This is a genomic window from Pelagimonas varians (assembly GCF_003208435.1).
GTDB classification, from domain to species: Bacteria; Pseudomonadota; Alphaproteobacteria; order Rhodobacterales; family Rhodobacteraceae; genus Pelagimonas; species Pelagimonas varians.
The window spans coordinates 257,543-275,746 of sequence record NZ_QKMF01000002.1 but is presented as its reverse complement, the minus strand read 5'-3'; the positions used below and the strand labels follow the sequence as shown (position 1 = coordinate 275,746).

Genomic DNA, 18,204 nt, shown 5'->3' with positions numbered 1-18,204 from the left:
GAGTTTCTGGCGCTGCCCCTGTAATGACCGGACGCCCATGCCCACACAAACCCGCCGCCAGTCCTTTGAGGCCCGCCAGCGCAAACGCGCCAATATGATCGCCGCAGCCTCGACCTTTGCGGTGCTGGCCGCCATTGTTCTTTTGGTTCCACTGGCCCCCGGATGGGAAAACGTCAAACGCAGCTTTTTTAACGGGGCTGTCTTTGCCAAAACCTTTCCCGGACTGCTGAACGCTTTTGTGATGGACGTCGCCATTTTCCTTTGGTGTGCCCCGCTGATTGCGGCGCTTGGATTGATCGTCGCCATCGCCCGCGATTTGCGCAGCCCTGCGCTTTATCCGGTACGGTTGCTTGCCATTGCCTATACCGATGTGTTTCGCGGGCTACCGGTGATTTTGGTGATCTATTTGATTGGCTTTGGCATCCCTGGCCTTGGCTTGCCGCGCCCATGGAATTCACCCTACATCTGGGGTTCTCTGGCGTTGATTTTGGTCTATAGCGCCTATGTTGCCGAGGTGATCCGATCTGGCATCGAAAGCATCCATGACAGCCAGCGCAATGCCGCACTGTCGCTTGGGCTTTCTGGCGGCGATACCATGCGCTACGTGATTTTACCGCAGGCCGTCCGCCGCGTGGTTCCGGCCAATATGAACCTGTTCATCGCACTACAAAAAGACGTGGCGCTGCTCAGCTTTATTGGGCCGGTCGAGATTTTCAGACAGGCAGGCGTCTACAAATCCCTGATGGCGAACTTCACCCCCTATGTCGGAGCGGCCCTTATCTTTCTGGCGCTGACAATCCCCGCCACGCGCTATGCCGATTATCTGATGAACAAACAGTCAAAGGCACGCAGCTGATGGCCGATCTCAAACTTGAAAACGTGCAAAAGGCCTTTGGCGACAATCCGGTTATTCGCGGAATTGATCTGACGATCACCAAGGGGGAAATGGTTTGCCTCATCGGTGCATCAGGATCGGGCAAGTCTACCTTGCTGCGCTGCATGAACCTGCTTGAGCCCATTGACGACGGGAATATTTTTCTGGACGGGACAGATATTTCCGAACCGGGAAAAGACCCGCAACCCGTGCGCCAGCGTATTGGAATGGTGTTCCAAAGCTATAATCTGTTCCCGCATATGACCGCTTTGGACAACGCCATGCTGGCCCCTCGCCGGATATTGGGCGGATCGCGGGCGCAGCTGCGCCCCGCCCTCGAAGAGATGTTCACACGGTTCGGGCTGCATGACCGGATGAACCATTTCCCCGATCAGCTGTCTGGCGGACAACAGCAGCGGGTTGCGATCATTCGGGCCTTGGCCATGCAGCCTGAAATCATGCTGTTTGACGAAATCACCTCTGCCCTTGATCCCGAATTGGTCGGCGAAGTTCTGGATGTTTTGCGCGACCTGCGCAGCCAAGGCATGACTATGGTTCTAGCCACACATGAAATGGGCTTTGCCCGCGAATTGGCCGACAAAGTCTGCTTTCTTCACCAAGGGCGCATTTTGGAGCAAGGTCCACCCGACCAGATTTTCGAAGCGCCCAATGAAGAGCGGACAAAAGCATTTTTGTCACGGGTCTTGTAGGATTGTCCTAGGTCCTTCCTGCTGCCAAACCACCCCAAAAGGGAGATCACCATGCGTAAACTCAAAACCACAGCCGCTGAAATGGTCGCGTCGGCCCGTGCCCGCATCCGCGAATTCGAAACCCCTGAACTGATCGCCATGGTGGATGACCCGAACGTTGTCATCGTTGACATTCGCGACGTCCGCGAGCGCCGCCGCAGCGGCTATATCCCCGGGTCCTTTCACGCCCCGCGCGGAATGTTGGAATTTTGGGTCGATCCCGATAGCCCCTACTTCAAAGACGTATTTGCCCGCGAAGACGGTTGCGACAAAACATTTGTGCTGCATTGCGCATCCGGTTGGCGCTCAGCCCTCAGCGCGGCAACGTTGATCGACATGGGATTCGACGTTGCCCATCTGCGCGAAGGTTTTTCAACTTGGGAGGCCCAAGGAGGCCCTGTTGAGCGCGAAGACACCTGACTTGCCACAAACAGATACCCTAGGGTCAGGTTTTCCTTCGTTGACTCAAATGCCTTGAGTGGCCGATCATCAAAGCACTTGCTAGGCAAGGTTTTTTGAGAGGATCGTTCCGTGCGAAATTTCGTCGCCACTACATCACTACTTGCAGGTCTTGCCGCATCAACTCCGGCCTTTGCGCAAGATGTCGTTGGGTTCGACCGCGGCGATTTCGGCAATATCGTTTTGAACCGCAAACAATCGGCCAGCGCCGGTGATATCGAATTTGAACTCTCGGTTGGCGATTATAACAACGAGAGTATCCGCAATTATTCCGAACAAAGCATCTTTGCGAAAATCGGTCATTCTGTCGGCCGCTTGGATATTCTGACCGACAAGGGAATTTTCCCCTGCACCGCCTTTATTGTCGACAAGAAACACATTCTAACCAACTACCACTGTGTGCCGGGCATTTTGAACAATGAACGCGCCGGTGCCACCCGTATCGACGCGGTGCAATTTGTTGCCGGCTATACGCAGCAGGGGGTTGAAGAGGGCACACGGAAATTTACCGTCAGCCCAACACCGGTTGAGGCATACGAAGACCTTGATTACGCACTGCTAGAGGTGCTGGGCGACCCCAGCGCAGATTATGGCATGCTGAAACTGGCCGCAGCCGCCCCGAATGACGGCGATCCCTATTGGGTGATCGGCCATCCCATGGGCGAGGCCCAGCGCATCAGCCGCGAGAAATGCAAAGCCAACAATCCGGCCCTATCCAACAATCGCCTGCTCCACACATGCGATACCCTGCCGGGAAATTCCGGTTCACCGGTGATCGACGCCTCTTTGCAGATGGTGATTGGCCTGCACCATGCGGGATCAAAGCGCGACAGCGTCAATTTTGCCATCCCGATGGCGGATATTATTGAACGCTCTGACATCCTTGAGGCAGCGTTGAGCACCCTGAATGACGCGCCGCCTTCGGATCCAAATCCGGTGCCTGTTGATCCGCCAGTGGACACGACACCAACGCCGGTTCCCGATCAGGACGAGGCGGGTGCACTGTGTGATGCCCTGTATGCCGAGGCCAAGGGCTATGGCGAATGCTTTGCCTACCGTGCCTATGCAGAACAATGCCAAGGGCATAAATTTGCCCCCTTCGCTCAAAGCTTTATCAACCATCAGTGCAAAAGCGCCGAAGTGATACCGCCCGTTGAACCAACCCCGATCAAACCCAAGCCGATTGAACCGACCCCCGTGACATATCTGCGCCCTTGGTGCAGCGCGTCCCATCTGACCCCGACAGAAACGGCGATATGCGCAGATGCGTATCTGGCTGGCCTCGATGAGCGGCTTGAATACGCATACAACAACCAAAGCGGACGCAGCACGTCGCGCCAACAAGCCACATGGCGTACAAGCACCCGCGACGCTTGCGGACGCAATGCCGCTTGCATTGGCAGCGCTGTGGTCGACCGGATCACCTATCTTCAATCGACAGTGGTGACCCCGCCGCCAGCCCAAACAAGCCCACAGGTTGTGAACGGCAATTACCGTCTGTCCAACAGCCAGTGTTACATCGTGACTGCCTCGCGCCCGTCGATCCCTGAGGCGATCGCCTTTGCCAACCAATGGTTTTCAGGCCGGTCTGGCGTGCGCATTTTTAAATCAAGCAATGGGTACTATGGCATCACCGTCAAAACCGTGTCGAAATCCAACGCCGATTGGCAGATCAACAATCTGAAATCCCAAGGCGCGGTCCCAAGTGACAGCTATTGTTCCTCGGGCCGGCTATATGTGGCCGAAGTTCTTTGGCAAGGGGGCAATGCCCATGTCCCGACACCAACGCCCGCTCCGTCAAATCGCACCATGTATGTGGCCAATAACAATGACGGCGGATTGAATGTGCGCCCCGGCCCCGGCACGAATTACCCCTATTTCACAGAGATCAATGTCGGCACCCGTCTGTCCGTCATCACCACTTCGGGCAAATGGTCAAACGTTATCTTGCCCAGTGGCCAAAAGGGCTGGGTCTACAGCCCGCTTTTGACCGCCACCCAGCCCTATGTGCGCCAATGCAACGCCCGTGTGGTCAACCTCGACCCCTATTCCAGCCGCACACGCGCCTCTGGGTCCGGCTATCTGAGCATGCGCGCCAAACCCTCTTCCAAAGGCAAGAAACTGTCTGAAGTTTATTTGGGCGACCAAGTGCGCGTCTTGGCCCAGCGCAGCGGTTGGGCACGCCTTGAATGTATCTCGGGGCAATGCCTGTCGCCCTATTCAGGCAGTGCAGGCCAGCGCGGCTGGTCGTCAACCAAATATCTATCCATTCGTTGTAACTGATTTCGCCACCCCCTTGGTAGCAGGAGACTTGATATGAAACGCGATCTATTCAAAGCCAGTTTATTGGCAACGGCCGCGATGTTTGCGGGCCCGGCAATGGCCGAAAGACCCGCTCTACCCATGGATGCCTCGCCGCAAGAAGAGGCGGCTTATAAGGTGCTCGATAAATACTGTGCCGGATGTCATCAGGACGGTGCTTTGAACGAAGGGCTGACCAAAGCAAAATCCGGCTTTGGTCACGTTTTGGACATGCGCCGATTGTCCCAAGACCCCAAATTTGTGTCCATTGGCGATCACGCAAAGTCCAAGCTGTATCAAGTGATCGCCGGTGGATCGCCACCGATGCCAGACAACTGCTGGTCACCCGATTGCACCCCCGAAGAAGCCGAACTTGAAGTCTTGCAGCTTTGGATCGAAAGCCTAGGCGCAAACGCCCCTGAAAAGCAGTTTGTTTCGCTTGAAGACATTCACCGGCTGGCGCAGGAAGACCTACAAAAGCAACCGACCAACCGGCGTGATCGCATCCGCTATATTTCGCTTCGCCCATTGTACAATGACAAGGACATCAGCGCAGACAACTACGACAATTATCGTCAGGCAACGGTCAAACTGATCAATGCGCTCAGCTGGAACCCTGATCCGTACAAGTGGGAGCAGGTGGACGAACACGGCGTTTTGATGCGGATCTACCTGCCGGAAATCGATTGGGATGCCAGCAAATGGCACCGGCTCGAAACCATCTACCCCTACGGGTACGCCAGTGACACCGACCCCTATCTGAATCCGCTCAAGCACATGGCTGGCACTGATATTCCCATCATCCGCGCCGATTGGTTTGCGTCGACCGCTCCGGTGGCCCCGCTATACTACGATCTTCTCGACATGCCTGACACCGTTCAGGGGCTGGAACGTTTGCTCAACCTCGACATGGCGAAAAACATCGCCAATGAACAAGTGGTGCGCGCAGGATTTCAAAATTCGGGTGTATCTACCAACAACCGATTGATCGAACGCCACGCACTCGGGACCGGTTTTTTCTGGACCTCCTATGATTTTGCAGGCTCGAAAGGGCGGCAGAGCTTTTTTGAATATCCGCTTGGGCCAGCAAATGTGTACGGCCCCGACCTCGCGTTCGAACACGATGGCGGCGAGTCGATCTTTACCCTGCCGAACGGGTTTCATGCCTATTACCTGAACACCGCTGACGGTGCGCGTTTGGATGTCGGCCCCACCAGCATTGTGCGCGACGATGATTATTCAGACGGCACCGGTGAAGTCATCAACGGTATCAGCTGCATGTCCTGCCATTCCAAAGGCATCCGCTACAACGATGATGCTGTGCGCGATGTGGCAATCAACAACCTCGCCCTGCCGTCCGAAGCACGGCAAACCATCGATGCCATCTACCCCGGCCAAAAGGTGGTGCAAGAGTGGTTCAAGAAGGACGAACAAGCCTTTTTCGACACGCTGCGCTCAGCCGGAATTGACCCTGAAACCGCTGCTGGCGGCCTAGAACCAATCCGCGGGCTGTTTGTCTATCACGTTGATCATTTCATCGACCTACAGCAAGCCGCCAATGAACTGGGCATGACCGAAGATATGCTGCGCAAGCGGATGCCCTTTGTTGGACATCAGTTTGCCAGCTTGATGACGCGACTGGAACAGTCCCCGATTGCTCGCGATGAATGGACCGCCGCATACCCTGCGTTGATGGAAAAACTGACGGATTATCGCCCGATCATCAACGATCACAAAGCACCGGCTAACTTGACAGCGTCGGTTGCGGCCGTGGTCAAAGATACCCCCTATGCACCACCTGCCGCGGATCACTCGACCGTCTATGCAGCGCCGCCAGCGAAAAAGGATACGCCAATCACGACCTATGCCGATGTTGCCAAGCCCGATCACAAAGCCCATGATCCGGTCCAGCACTCGGTCCCAACCCAAAGCCATTTGACCGTCTATACCAACAAACCCACTTATGTGGTTGGCGAAGGGTTGCAGGTCTTTATTGAACCGCGTCACGACTGCCGCCTGACCTTGATTTCAATCGATGATCGTCATCAAAGCTGTGTGCTGTACCCCTTCCCCGGTCTTGAGGATGAGGTCATCAAAGGCGGGTCGCAATATGTCTTCCCACCGCGCGGCAGCCTGAAAACCACGCATGAAGGTCTGGAAACCATTCTGGCCATTTGTAATGGCGGACATGATGCGATTGATCTGCACACCCGTGACACATCCAAAGTGTCTTGCGCAGCCAGCCACAAGCCATTGACCAAGGATCAATACACAGAAGTGGTGAACGAAGTGCTTGCCCTCGACCTTGGGGATAACGGCAAAGACAGGCAGAACGTTGCCGGCGTCGATTACCGAGGTGTCAGTGATCACAACCCCGACGTGATCAAATCGCAAATCTCGGTTGTTGTGACCGGACATTGATAGGAGCACAGAGATGTTAAAACTCTTAGCCACCTCTGTGTTTTGTCTGGGGCTGCCTCTGGCAGCCCTAGCGCAAAGCGGAGAAATCTTCATTCCGGGTGACACAGCAGTGATCCCGATGATGAAACCCCAACCCACCAACCCGCTGGCGCGCTGTATGCTGAACGCCTCGGCGGCCAATTGCGCCGATGTCGGGCGCGATGCCAATGGTGTTCAGTTCGAAAGCGCGGTGGTGCCGCAGTATGAAACCCTCGTTCTGGACCTCAATGACAATCACGTCGCAATCAGCACCGAACCGCCTGCAACGCCGCCGGTATATGATGCCCCGGCAGTGGATCATACACCTACCAAGCCAAGTGGCGGCAAAGTCGCCCTGCCCTCTGTCGCGATTTCCATCGAGTTTGACTATAACAGCGACCATATCCGCGCAGATCAAATCGGGAAATTGATGCAACTGGTTGAAGCTTTGCAAGATCCCGCTTTGGCAGGAACGCCTTATGCTGTCATCGGGCATACCGATTCAGTGGGTTCCGTCGGCTACAATTGCGATCTGTCTCTACGCCGCGCGGCCTCTGTGACCCACGCGCTGGAAAGCAGCTATGTCGGATTGCCGCTCTACCCTGTAGGTTTCGGAGAGCATGTGCTCAAAAACACCTATGACCCCAAGGCTGCCGAAAATCGTCGCGTTACGTTTTTGAGGTTGCCGGACCATCCCGGCGCCGTGCTGCAGACCGCAGGGGCCGTCTGCCATTGATCGTCTAAACCGGTGCCTCATCTATCAGGGCACCGGACCCATATTCGGCCCACGCAAACGTTGACAACGTCAGTGACAGAGTTACGCCTTTAGACGGTTTTCCAGATCTTTGGCCAAACCGGCCATGCGTGTTTTGAACCGTTTGTCCAACCCGCCTTTGGCCAATTTCAGCGATTGCAGCAACAATCGCGCAGACAGGGTTTTCGCCCCGAAATCTGTCGATACACCAATGCGCGTCCGAGACCGCGACAAGGCCACAAGATCAACCACTGTGCGCGCCTCAAGCCCGCCAGACACGCTTTGAAATACCATCTGTTCAGGCGCGGCGAATTCACAAAGTTCAATATCAGCGGTGCGGGTTTTCCCGCGAAACTTGAAACCCGCCTGCCAAGCCAAACCTTGGGCAGCCGCACCAGTATCGTTGGTGCGTTTCACATCGATCCCGCGCCGCAACACCTGACGTTCGATCCCCTCAAAATCAGTAAGCTCGGCGAACACCTGATCTAGGGGCGCTTCGATATCTTCGCGTGCGGTCAGTTCCATTGGGTCACCTGTGTAAAGTCTCGTTCAAGGGATACTAGATCTTCTTCGTTAATCCAATCTGTCAGCCAGCCAATTCCTGAGCAGAAAATGCGCAATTGCACCTTTTCGGCCGGGCAGAATGTCGCTGCGCAGACCTGCATGCGCATCCATCAGCTCTTCTCGGGTGACCCAGCGGGCATCATCCATCTCGACCGTATCAAGGGTAATTTCTTCGCTAAGCGCTTCACCATGGCATCCGATCATCAAAGAAGACGGATAAGCCCAAGGCTGACTGGACAAATACGACACCTGCCCCACGTGGACACCGGCTTCCTCGAACACTTCGCGGCGCACTGCCGCTTCGATGGTTTCGCCCGGCTCCAGGAAACCAGCCAGACAGGAATACATCCCTTCGGGCCAGCCCGGAGACCGTCCCAGCAGGCACTTGTTTCCGCGGGTGATGAGCATAATCACCACAGGGTCAGTACGCGGGAAATGATGACCACCGCAATCTGGGCAAATCCGTTGCCAGCCAGCCATATGAGTCACGGATTTTGTGCCACAGCGGCTACAAAACTGGTGCGATGAATGCCATGAAACAACAGACCGCATCGTCGCCGCCAGCTCTGCGTCACGCGCAGACAGACGGGTCATAATCATCCGCAATTCAGCAAAGCGTGTTCCGGCTTCCAGCAATGGGTGTTTTTGCTCGCTCGGGTCCAGAAACTGGCCCATAGCGTCGGCGTCCAACTGTTCAGGTTCCCATCCGGAAACATCATATGCGAAGACCGCTGCCCCGTTTTCGCGGCCCATGAAAATCGGCGGCTCCCCGGCCTCAGCCAAAACCGGATGATCCATCGGCAAGCGGACCAGATCCAGCCCTGTGTCACCGCTTACCAAAGGCTTTCCACGCCAAATCAAAATGCAGCGGCTGCCTGCATCTTGCATCAATGTCGCCAGCGCTGGAATGTCACCGCGTATCTCCGCTGCGCGGTCCAAACCAGACCCGCCAAATGTCACCTCTTCGGCGTGTTTCATATCGCGCATCCCTATAGTTTGCGCGACTTTGCAGCGACTTGCAGCCGGATGCAATGCAACAACGTCCACCGCAAACAATCTGCAATTGAAACTCTCAAGGATGTGCTAGCGTGTCACAGTACTGTTGAGAATCGCTGCCATTCAGCCTGCAGAACCAATCATAACAACCAATAGGGTGAAACATGTCCAAGTCTTTGAAATCTTTGTCCCGCCGCCAGTTTTTGGCCAGCACCACAGCCGGTGCTGCAATGATCACATTGCATCCTTACTCAGCGGCGGCGGCCACCAATCAGGCGCATCTGCGCATCATGGAAACCACCGACATTCACGTGCACGTCCACCCCTATGACTACTATGCGGACAAGCCCCGCGACACCGTTGGCCTATCGCGCGCCGCATCCATCATTGGTGACATCCGCGCCGAGGCAACAAACTCTATACTCGTCGACAATGGCGATTTCTTGCAGGGCAACCCGATGGGCGACTACATCGCCTATGAACGTGGAATGAAAGAAGGGGACATGCACCCGATCATCACCGCCTTCAACACAATCGGCTATGATGCAGCGACCATCGGCAACCACGAATTCAACTACGGTCTCGATTTCCTGATGAAATCCACCGCAGGAGCGGACTTCCCCATTGTTCTGGCGAACATTGCCAAGGAACAAGGCGCAACAGCCCGCGAAGACACCACGCTGTTCAAACCCTATTCGATCCTCGAGCGCGAGTTGACAGACGGCAACGGAGACACCCACCCGATCAAAATCGGCGTGATCGGCTTTACCCCGCCACAAGTGATGAACTGGGATCGCCGCCACATGGAAGGCAACGTGCAGGCCCGCGACATCGTCGAAACCGCCAAGGCGTATATCCCCGAAATGAAGGAACAAGGTGCCGACATCATCATCGCCTTGTCGCATTCGGGCATCGGATCCGCCGATGACACCGGCGGCATGGAAAACGCCGCAGTGCCTTTGGCAGCGGTGGACGGGATTGACGCACTTGTGACAGGACATTCACACCTTGTCTTCCCATCAGCCACCTATGCCGACTTCGCCGCCGTTGATGTCGACAAAGGCACCATTCATGGAAAACCAGCGGTCATGGGCGGCTTTTGGGGCTCGCATCTCGGGGTGATTGACCTGCTGCTCGAACGCGAAGGCAACGAATGGCGCGTCGTGACAACAACCTCTGAATCGCGCCCGATTTCAAAACGCAACGAAGACCGTTCGATTACCCCATTGGTCGAAGACACCCAGGCTGTTCTGGACGCAACCGCCACCGATCACGCGGAAACCTTGGCCTATGTCCGCCGCGCGGTTGGCAAAACCTCGGCCCCGCTGCACAGCTATTTCGCGCTGGTTGCGGATGATCCTTCCGTTCAGATCGTCTCGATTGCTCAAAAGTGGTATATTGAACAGATGCTTGAAGGCACTGAACACGCAGGCTTGCCTATCTTGTCAGCCGCAGCCCCCTTCAAGGCCGGTGGCCGCGGAGGTCCGGAATACTATACGGATGTTGCCGTGGGCGATGTGGCGATCAAAAACGTCTCCGACCTCTATCTGTACCCCAACACCGTGCGTGCAGTGCGCGTCACCGGAGCGCAAGTCAAAGGCTGGCTCGAACGTTCGGCCGGGATGTTCAACCAGATCGAAGCCGGATCGGCGGATGCATTGCTGCTCAACCCCTCTTTCCCGTCTTACAACTTTGATGTGATGGACGGGGTCACCTATCAAATCGATCTTAGCCAACCATCACGCTTTGACCCCAAGGGGGTACTGGTAGACGCGGCCGCGACACGGATTGTAAACCTGCAATACAATGGTGCTCCTGTTGAAGATGACATGGAGTTCATCATCGCTACCAACAATTACCGCGCATCCGGCGGAGGAAGCTTCCCCGGCACCGGTGATACAATCGTGTTCGAAGCGCCGGACACAAACCGTGACGTGATCGTCCGCTACATTGTAGAGCAAGGTACTATCGATCCAAAGGCCGATGCCAACTGGTCCTTCGCGCCGCTTGAAGGCACATCAGTGCTGTTCGAGACTGGCCCAAAGGCGCGTGATTATATCGGTGACGTCAAAGGGGTCACCATCGAAGACGCCGGCGACGGTGCCGATGGGTTTGCGGCCTTCCGCATCCAATTGTGATTGCATGCAGATAACATCTTGGCAGGCGTGTTTCGGCGCGCCTGCCATCCTAGGTGCTGAAGGGACGGTGGGCGGGGCGACGTGCGCGCAGCGCACCAGCGACGTCCCGCCGTCATATATTAGACAAGCATTACAATCTGCCCTATGTCACCCGCAAAGACCATCAAAGGGCCTCTCATGTACAAATTTCTCGCCGGAATGACCTTCATGGCTGCCGTCGCTGCTTTCTTCACAAATCCAGATCTCGATGATGCCGAAAAGACGCTCAAAACCGAATTGATGGAGATCGTCGCCGCCAAAGAGCTGGGGGAACAAGACGGCTTGAACGCAGCGGCGCTTTTGGCGTGCCGAGTCGATCCGAATGGCTGCTACAATCTTTTGCGCTCAGGCATCAACATGACTTTTGAGAACAACCACCTCTATGCGAAACTGAAGCTTGAGGGGTTTAACCGCACCGCTTCGTGCTTTGGCATGTACGACCGGTTCTTCTGCCCTGGAGGAATGCAATAACAATGCGTTACAGTGCAGTGATCTTCGATCTGGACGGCACCTTGATCGACACAGAGCGGCAGATGACTATTGCAGGAATGCGCGCATTCGAGATTATGGGCATTCCAGTTCCTGACGGTTTTTTCGACGCCTTGGTTGGCGTTGATTTCAAAACGGGCTTGGCGTTGATTGCTTCAAAATGGCCCGACCTCGATTTCAATCAAATTGATGCCGTCTGGGCTGCAGAAACCAAAGCACTTCATACGCAAGGAATACCGACAAAACCCGGTGTCGACGCGCTCTTGAACCAGATTGATAAGCTCGGGTTGCCCAAAGCGATTGCAACCTCTTCCTTTGCCCATTCCGCCGAACGCAAGCTGAAAGCGTCCGGTCTTGCATATCGCTTTGAAACGGTGATTTCAGTCGATTCAATCACCAATCCAAAACCGGCAGCCGATCCCTATCTCTTTGCGGCACAACAATTGGGTGTGCCTCCTGAATCCTGCCTCGCTTTCGAAGACAGCGAAACAGGATCGCAATCCGCCTATGCTGCGGGAATGACGGTGGTTTTGGTGCCTGACGTCGCGCCCGTAACCGGACGCTTCTCGCATCACCGCGCAGCAGATCTGCTGGCCGGGGCCAAACTTGCCGGCTTGCTATAGATCGAAGCCGCCAAACGCGGTTTGGTGTCCCGCAAAACCCAATCGCGCATATCCTGGTCTTCCAAGGCATATGATCCGCGCCCTGGCCGCCAGACAATACCGCGATCACGCAGACCATCCAAAGCCTTTTGCACCTTTGGCGGGGTTAGGATTTCGCCCATCCGCTCACCAATCCGATCCAATGTTTTAGCGGCAAAAGGTGAAAAACCGCTGCCATCTTCGATCAAGATCAATAACACAGCCCGTTGAATTTCGGTCAACGTCCCGTAATCGTCTTGATGTTGTTGCCAAACCATGGCTTGCAGCGTGCCCGCGCGCGCCGTCACCGTCTGGTGCAAACCGGCACTTCCTGCCTGTCCCAAAGCATGATCTTGAACAACTTGTGCCAATATCCCGGGCCTAAACCCAAGCAGAGTAAAGGCCGAGGTTACGTCATCTGAGCTCAATTGATTGTCTGCGGCCAAACGCGTGTTTACCTGATGCACAAGTTCTTCGACAAAAGACCGGCCAAGCCGGGGAAACTCTTGGATTTCGACACCTATAAACGGGGCCTTGCGTTTGGACACAAGCGCCGAAAGCCGGTCGCGGTGGGACCCCGACAAAACCAAATGCAGCCGTGTGCCATCGCCGTTCATTTCATCAAACGCCGATCGTAGCGCCGCCATAGCGTCACATCCAGCCGCGGTTTCAAGTGATTGCTGCGCTTCGTTTACGATCAAGACAATGTCGTCAGCGGTATACTTGGCAATTTCCTGCAACACCTCACTTAGTGTTCCACCGCGCCGTCGCCCGCGCCCCGGAGTTTCCAATTTATGTTTGTTAATAGTAATCCATGAAAACGGTAATTCGTCCACCAGATTGGAACCGTTATCCCTAACAATGGCCAATTCGTCATTCAGAGTTTTCGCCAAAACCATACCGGGATCCAGATCCGTTTTGGCCCAAAGGTCAATCGAGATAACGTGACAACCCAGTCCCTTTAGTTTCGGCTTCAACTCCTTTTGAAAAAAGGATCTTTTACCGGTGTGCCTTGCAGAGCTCCAAATCTGACAGGTTGCAGTTCCAGTCAGGCTTGCGCTCAAAATTTTGGCCGCAATTTGGTCGGACAGAGCCGAACGTGGGATATAAATATCTTTGCACATAGAAAATTCAAAACTCATTCAAATACAGAAAATCATATATATCGCCTGCGCAGAAAATGGCGCAGGTGGCTTCAATATAGCCTAAATTTTATTTGCGTGCAGCACCAGAGTCTATAGTGACCCAGTCTGATATAGCTTTACCTTTAGTCCGCCAAATGACACCGGCGGTCCGGATTTAAACGGCAATCCCGTTGATTTCGCCAATCCGGCGTCGCTGGTTATCATGCCCACTCGCCAGCCGGAAAATCGGTCCTTCATCACTTGACCAAAACTGCCATACAGGGCGAACAATAGTTTGCGGTTGCCAATCCTTGCGCCATAAGGCGGATTTACCATGACGAGACCTGTTTTACCGGCGGGGCGCATTACATCCGACACTGCTGCACGGCGAAATTCGCACAAAGCGTCGACACCGGCACGCTTTGCATTGGCCGTGCTGGACCTGATCGCGCCGTCATCGCGATCCGACCCGAAAAAGCGTGGTGGACCTTCGGCTCCCGCAGGTATTGCACTTCGCATGTTCTGCCATGCGTCAGCGTCATAATTCGCCAGCATTTCAAAGGCAAAGCTTCGTGAACGCCCAGGCAAAAGCCCCGCCGCGCGCTCTGCTGCCTCAAGCAAAAAGGTTCCCGATCCGCACATTGGGTCAACCACGGTTTCAGTCCCATCGTAACCACACTGCCGCAAAAATAACGACGCCAGAGTTTCGCGCATTGGGGCTTTGCCGATCGCCTCTTTGTGGCCACGCCGGTGCAAAGGTTCGCCCGATGTATCAAGGCTGATTGTGACAAGATCATCCTCGATCCGCACCAAAATACGCACGGGCGCGTCGGATTCTATCGGCGCTCCCAGCGTCTCGCGGATCGCGGTTTCTACCCGCTGACGCGCTGCACGGTCGTGATAGATTTTGGATTCCTTGCAGGTCACTTCGACCCGAACGGGCACATCAGGGCGCAAAAATGCAGCCCAGTCAAATTTTCGTGATCTTTTGTCCAACTGCGCCAAATGAAAGGCCCGAAAGGATCCAATACGCGCCAAAACCCGCCCAGCGCCGCGCAACTCCAGATTGGCACGCCACACGTCTGGCCAATCACCAGAGGTGGTAACCCCGCCAGATACAGCCTGAGGGTTGGCAAAGCCCGCCTCGCGGGCCTCATCAGCTAAAACGTCTTCCAAGCCAGGAGGCGCTGCGAGAAAAATATCGAAGTGTGTGGTCATCTGCCCCCTTTAAACGTTGCAGCACACAGGCGCGAGAAGAAAGAGAGCCGGATGCTCAAATCAAAGCATGGCCACACGTTGGCCTCCCTCGATTTGAAATGTCACGGATTTAAAACAGGCCATTGCAAAATCCGGCGCGCTCTCTTAAATGAGGAATCGAGAGGTTGCGCGGGCGAACGCCTCGCCAACCTGGTCAGATCCGGAAGGAAGCAGCCACAACGAGTCCCGTTTGGGTCGATGTAGCCTCTCACCTCATCTCTTTTGCATGGCAAACAGAGGTCAGGCACAACAATCCCCTTAGTTTTTGGCCTGACTACTGAGTGTGCCGCATGAACAATGGCATATTTTGCTCAGCGCCTTTGGCCCAGTTGATCTGATTTTCGTTACCAATTCCAGCCTCTTGGGCATTGGCCAATCTATCCTTGGTATCGCCCGGCGCAGCGCCGGTTTCAATCATGAGCCGCAGAGCCACCATCGCCGACCGTGCACCTTGATCACCGCACAGCACCACGACGCGCCCGCCGCCCTTAAGCGCCCGGCGCGCGCGTTCGCTCACTTGTTCCCATGTTTCCCCGCCAGCACGTTCGGGGATCGCATTGGCAGGAATATCGAAATGCACCCAGCGTGCGCCCTTATCTTGCATGTCGGCCCCCAGCGTCTCGGCATGCGCTGCGGACAATTCAGCATCAGTGGCAAGCGTGATTACGATGGCCGGTGTCCAACTGGACAAATGTTCGATATCGCCAGCATAGTTTCCGCCAGCCCCCGGCAAAGTCGACAAGGCCAAGATGCCGCCACCAACAGGCAGCGCGTGGATCACAATAGGATCAGAGTTTTTGGGCGCTGAAGGTGTCACAGTCACGCATTTCCCCCCCATTGTAGCCACGTGCAAACCACCGCGACCGCTGCGCCGATGTGCCATGCGTGAAGGTATGAGGCTGCGGCACGCGACCAGCACGGCGTTGCAAATGGTCATCGCCGATTTTGCGGGCCGCGTTCAGCGCTTCTTCGATGTCGCCGGGTTCAAGTAGCCCATCAACATTGCGAGCCCAAACGCCAGACAGGCAATCCGCCTGAAGTTCAAGCCTAACGGTTAGAGCATTGGCCTGCGTCTCGCTTGCAGTTTGGCGACGTTTGTTAACCTCGCCTAATATCCCCAACTCCTGCTGCACATGGTGCGCAACTTCATGGGCAATCACATAGGCCGCTGCAAAATCGCCGCCCGCCCCAAGACTGCGCGACAAGGTTTCGAAAAATTCGGTGTGGAGATAAGCTTTTTCATCCGCCGGGCAATAAAACGGACCTGTGGCCCCGCTGGCACCGCCGCAGGGCGACGCTGTTTGGCCAGAAAACAAGACCATTTTAGGCGGCTCATAGGTGCGGCCCAATTGTGCAGGAAACTCTTTGCCCCAAACAGTCTCTGTCGTTGCCAAAACCTGCGCAGAAAACTGCGCAGCTTTCTCTTGCTCGGCACTGACCTGTTGCGGCGCATTTTGGGCGGGAGCGTCCAAGCCTTGCAGCAAACCAGACACGTCAATGCCCGCGAAATAGCCGACGGCCAAAATAACCAAAACCCCGAGACCGCCAATTTTGGCACCGCCGCCGCGCGATTGTCGGCGTCGGTCCTCGATATTCCGGCTGCCTCGAATGCCGCGCAATTTCATACGTCACTCCCCCTTAAATCACGCAAGAGATGATACACATCGTGCGCCATTGGCCCAGATGATTCGTTATCGCCGTCAAATGGCGTGATCTTTTCGGATCAGACAACTTGCCCCGGACGCGCCTCGGCCCAGTCTTCAAGGAACGCCCGAAGGTCTTCGCGCCCGATCATTGTGATGGCGTGTTTGGGCAGTGCAACACCGTGATGCAGCACGCGTTCCAGACAGGCAATGTAGTCGCGTCCCGCTCGTTCCGGATTATTTTCCGACCCATGGAGAATTGTCGACAAAAGCGTACCGCCATAACCGTTGACATGGGACAGATCGCAACCAAGGCTCAGGAAGTAATTCAATACCTCGGGCAGTCCTTCCCAACCTGCCAATTGAATAGGTGTCAAACCTTGGCCATCCGCCGTGTCAAAGGGTAAACCCAGCACCACCAGACGTTTGACATAATCGAGCCGCCCCGGCAGGTGCAAGATTTCGCGGATCAAATTGGTATAGGCGGGTGGCAGCCTGTTGGGATCAATAAAACTGCCGATGACATCCTCGCCCTTGGCTGCTTTTGCCAATAAGCTTTCCTCGTGGGACAGAGGCACCTCTGCGCGCCGTGCTTCAATAGCTCTGATAACAGGCTGGTTTCCATGCACGCAGGCATAACCATAAGCACTGGCACCTTGATACACCCGCGCCGGATCGGCCCCGGCCTGCAACAGCAACTGAACCATCTGCGTGTCGCATCCCCGCCGCGCCGCTTGGTGCAAGGCGGGCACCACCCAAGGGGATTCTCCGCCAACTTCGGCATCGTTGAAATCATCCGCCCGTGCGCCATGAGCCAGCAGCATTTCAACAGCGGCATGGTCTTGAAAATCCATTGCCCGCAACAAAGCATTGGTCCCCTTGGGATCGGCCCCTGCCTCTAACAACATCGCCAAGCCTTGGTGATGCCCCAGCTCGGTTGCGTGATACAGCGACTCGCCATCATTTGGATCTGCCCCATGATCCAAAAGCCAACGCCCCAAAACCATATTGTCCGCATGGCCGATCGCGCCGTACAGCGCTGATAGCCTGTGATCAGACCCTGCGTTTTGGGCAAAACCGTCATTCACATCCGCACCGTGATCCACCAACAGTTGGGCAATGCCAATCATATCCGGAGCAAGATCAGGTCGGGCATGTATCCATCTAGAGAACGCCAGATGCAAGATTGGTCGGCGCGGGCCCAAAGCCTTGGTGGCAAGTGTCGCATCTGCCAGCACGGCCCTGCGCACCGCTGCCAGATCATACAGCGCAATCTGCAGCCCCAAATGCCCCGCCGCAAGGTCCGGTGTGCCCTGCAATAACGCCTCAACAAGAGAATTGCGTCCATGAAACAAAGCCACCTTGAGGCGCTGAACCTTTGCTGCGCGATCCAGCCCCATGGTTTCGGCCGCATGCTTTAGCTGCGGCCAACTGGCGAAGTTGTTCTCTTGCGCGACAACATGCAAAAAATCCGCCCTTTTCAGCAGCTCGCCCGCGGGTCGCGGCGGATGTTGCTTAAGACGCTCGCGGGCCAGCTTGTCACCGGCCTCAAAGGCGCGATGCAGTTGCTTGGCTGCACGACGTAGGTTGTCTATGGAAAGGGTCATTATCGGGCTCCTCATGTGTTGCCCGTTGATCCGCTAGTCGGGCAGAGAAACCGAATTTTCGGCGAAAATTCGTCGTCTGGCAGGTGCTGGCACTTTCCGCGGATCTGGAGGCCGCCTGCAAACGGCCCAA

General features: G+C 55.6%; 16 protein-coding genes and 1 other RNA gene. 10 read left to right on the top strand and 7 right to left on the bottom strand.

Going from position 1 to position 18,204, the window contains the following annotated elements:
• The first annotated feature begins 37 nt into the window (after positions 1-37).
• The 6 genes from C8N36_RS03805 to C8N36_RS03780 all read left to right on the top strand — a co-directional run bounded on the left by C8N36_RS03805 (position 38) and on the right by C8N36_RS03780 (position 7,558).
• A complete protein-coding gene (locus C8N36_RS03805) occupies positions 38-856 on the top strand; it encodes an amino acid ABC transporter permease (RefSeq protein WP_097803287.1) in 819 nt (272 codons plus the stop codon).
• Positions 856-1,584, top strand: a complete 729-nt coding sequence (locus tag C8N36_RS03800) for an amino acid ABC transporter ATP-binding protein (protein ID WP_097803286.1) — start codon at positions 856-858, stop codon at positions 1,582-1,584. Before C8N36_RS03805 ends, C8N36_RS03800 begins: the two co-directional genes overlap by 1 nt.
• Positions 1,585-1,635: 51 nt before the next feature.
• Positions 1,636-2,043, top strand: a complete 408-nt coding sequence (locus C8N36_RS03795; protein ID WP_097803285.1) for a rhodanese-like domain-containing protein — start codon at positions 1,636-1,638, stop codon at positions 2,041-2,043.
• Positions 2,044-2,154: 111 nt separating this feature from the next.
• The gene (locus C8N36_RS03790; RefSeq protein ID WP_097803284.1) at positions 2,155-4,365 is read left to right on the top strand and encodes a trypsin-like peptidase domain-containing protein; all 2,211 of its coding nucleotides are present in this window, start codon (positions 2,155-2,157) and stop codon (positions 4,363-4,365) included.
• Between the two features lie 33 nt (positions 4,366-4,398).
• Entirely contained in the window at positions 4,399-6,804 is a 2,406-nt protein-coding gene (locus tag C8N36_RS03785; protein WP_097803283.1) for a DUF4384 domain-containing protein, read from the top strand.
• Between the two features lie 13 nt (positions 6,805-6,817).
• Positions 6,818-7,558, top strand: coding sequence for an OmpA family protein (locus C8N36_RS03780; RefSeq protein ID WP_097803282.1), 741 nt, complete (start codon positions 6,818-6,820; stop codon positions 7,556-7,558).
• Between the two features lie 81 nt (positions 7,559-7,639).
• Here the strand turns inward: C8N36_RS03780 and C8N36_RS03775 are convergent, their stop codons facing one another.
• Together C8N36_RS03775 and nudC are read right to left on the bottom strand one after the other, a co-directional pair.
• Positions 7,640-8,101: an SRPBCC family protein gene (locus tag C8N36_RS03775; protein WP_097803281.1), complete on the bottom strand. Its 462-nt coding sequence runs from the start codon at positions 8,099-8,101 to the stop codon at positions 7,640-7,642.
• Positions 8,102-8,149: 48 nt separating this feature from the next.
• The gene (nudC, locus tag C8N36_RS03770) at positions 8,150-9,118 is read right to left on the bottom strand and encodes an NAD(+) diphosphatase (RefSeq protein WP_097803410.1); all 969 of its coding nucleotides are present in this window, start codon (positions 9,116-9,118) and stop codon (positions 8,150-8,152) included.
• 182 nt (positions 9,119-9,300) lie between these two features.
• Between nudC and C8N36_RS03765 the strand changes: the two genes are divergently transcribed.
• From C8N36_RS03765 to C8N36_RS03755, 3 genes are all read left to right on the top strand, one after another.
• The gene (locus C8N36_RS03765; RefSeq protein WP_097803280.1) at positions 9,301-11,274 is read left to right on the top strand and encodes a bifunctional 2',3'-cyclic-nucleotide 2'-phosphodiesterase/3'-nucleotidase; all 1,974 of its coding nucleotides are present in this window, start codon (positions 9,301-9,303) and stop codon (positions 11,272-11,274) included.
• Between the two features lie 177 nt (positions 11,275-11,451).
• Complete coding sequence (locus C8N36_RS03760) at positions 11,452-11,784, top strand: hypothetical protein (RefSeq protein ID WP_110767792.1); 333 nt, start codon at positions 11,452-11,454, stop codon at positions 11,782-11,784.
• Between the two features lie 2 nt (positions 11,785-11,786).
• Complete coding sequence (locus C8N36_RS03755; RefSeq protein WP_097803278.1) at positions 11,787-12,425, top strand: HAD family hydrolase; 639 nt, start codon at positions 11,787-11,789, stop codon at positions 12,423-12,425.
• On the opposite strand, the gene C8N36_RS03750 is transcribed toward C8N36_RS03755, so the two are convergent.
• Entirely contained in the window at positions 12,374-13,567 is a 1,194-nt protein-coding gene (locus tag C8N36_RS03750) for a hypothetical protein (protein WP_170125792.1), read from the bottom strand. The two genes, C8N36_RS03755 and C8N36_RS03750, sit on opposite strands and share 52 nt — an antisense overlap.
• A 111-nt stretch (positions 13,568-13,678) precedes the next feature.
• Positions 13,679-14,785 (bottom strand): THUMP domain-containing class I SAM-dependent RNA methyltransferase, encoded by a 1,107-nt coding sequence (locus C8N36_RS03745; RefSeq protein WP_097803276.1) that lies wholly within the window; start codon positions 14,783-14,785, stop codon positions 13,679-13,681.
• Positions 14,786-14,942: 157 nt separating this feature from the next.
• Between C8N36_RS03745 and ffs the strand changes: the two genes are divergently transcribed.
• An RNA gene (ffs, locus tag C8N36_RS03740) (signal recognition particle sRNA small type) lies at positions 14,943-15,038 on the top strand.
• Between the two features lie 60 nt (positions 15,039-15,098).
• Here the strand turns inward: ffs and C8N36_RS03735 are convergent.
• The 3 genes from C8N36_RS03735 to C8N36_RS03725 all read right to left on the bottom strand — a co-directional run bounded on the left by C8N36_RS03735 (position 15,099) and on the right by C8N36_RS03725 (position 18,074).
• On the bottom strand, positions 15,099-15,647 hold the full coding sequence (locus C8N36_RS03735; protein WP_245910714.1) for a protein-tyrosine phosphatase family protein: 549 nt from the start codon (positions 15,645-15,647) through the stop codon (positions 15,099-15,101).
• Positions 15,613-16,449, bottom strand: a complete 837-nt coding sequence (gene ypfJ / locus C8N36_RS03730) for a KPN_02809 family neutral zinc metallopeptidase (protein WP_097803275.1) — start codon at positions 16,447-16,449, stop codon at positions 15,613-15,615. Before ypfJ ends, C8N36_RS03735 begins: the two co-directional genes overlap by 35 nt.
• 98 nt (positions 16,450-16,547) lie before the next feature.
• Entirely contained in the window at positions 16,548-18,074 is a 1,527-nt protein-coding gene (locus C8N36_RS03725; protein ID WP_097803274.1) for an ankyrin repeat domain-containing protein, read from the bottom strand.
• Positions 18,075-18,204 lie beyond the last annotated feature (130 nt).

Excerpts from the sequence above, each read along its gene's own strand:
- C8N36_RS03805 (WP_097803287.1), top strand. The coding sequence starts at position 38 with ATGCCCACACAAACCCGCCGCCAGTCCTTTGAGGCCCGCCAGCGCAAA.
- C8N36_RS03785 (WP_097803283.1), top strand. The coding sequence starts at position 4,399 with ATGAAACGCGATCTATTCAAAGCCAGTTTATTGGCAACGGCCGCGATG.
- C8N36_RS03755 (WP_097803278.1), top strand. The coding sequence starts at position 11,787 with ATGCGTTACAGTGCAGTGATCTTCGATCTGGACGGCACCTTGATCGAC.
- C8N36_RS03760 (WP_110767792.1), top strand. The coding sequence starts at position 11,452 with ATGTACAAATTTCTCGCCGGAATGACCTTCATGGCTGCCGTCGCTGCT.
- C8N36_RS03795 (WP_097803285.1), top strand. The coding sequence starts at position 1,636 with ATGCGTAAACTCAAAACCACAGCCGCTGAAATGGTCGCGTCGGCCCGT.
- C8N36_RS03750 (WP_170125792.1), bottom strand. The coding sequence starts at position 13,567 with ATGTGCAAAGATATTTATATCCCACGTTCGGCTCTGTCCGACCAAATT.
- C8N36_RS03800 (WP_097803286.1), top strand. The coding sequence starts at position 856 with ATGGCCGATCTCAAACTTGAAAACGTGCAAAAGGCCTTTGGCGACAAT.
- C8N36_RS03780 (WP_097803282.1), top strand. The coding sequence starts at position 6,818 with ATGTTAAAACTCTTAGCCACCTCTGTGTTTTGTCTGGGGCTGCCTCTG.
- nudC (WP_097803410.1), bottom strand. The coding sequence starts at position 9,118 with ATGAAACACGCCGAAGAGGTGACATTTGGCGGGTCTGGTTTGGACCGC.
- C8N36_RS03725 (WP_097803274.1), bottom strand. The coding sequence starts at position 18,074 with ATGACCCTTTCCATAGACAACCTACGTCGTGCAGCCAAGCAACTGCAT.
- ypfJ (WP_097803275.1), bottom strand. The coding sequence starts at position 16,449 with ATGAAATTGCGCGGCATTCGAGGCAGCCGGAATATCGAGGACCGACGC.
- C8N36_RS03775 (WP_097803281.1), bottom strand. The coding sequence starts at position 8,101 with ATGGAACTGACCGCACGCGAAGATATCGAAGCGCCCCTAGATCAGGTG.
- C8N36_RS03765 (WP_097803280.1), top strand. The coding sequence starts at position 9,301 with ATGTCCAAGTCTTTGAAATCTTTGTCCCGCCGCCAGTTTTTGGCCAGC.
- C8N36_RS03745 (WP_097803276.1), bottom strand. The coding sequence starts at position 14,785 with ATGACCACACACTTCGATATTTTTCTCGCAGCGCCTCCTGGCTTGGAA.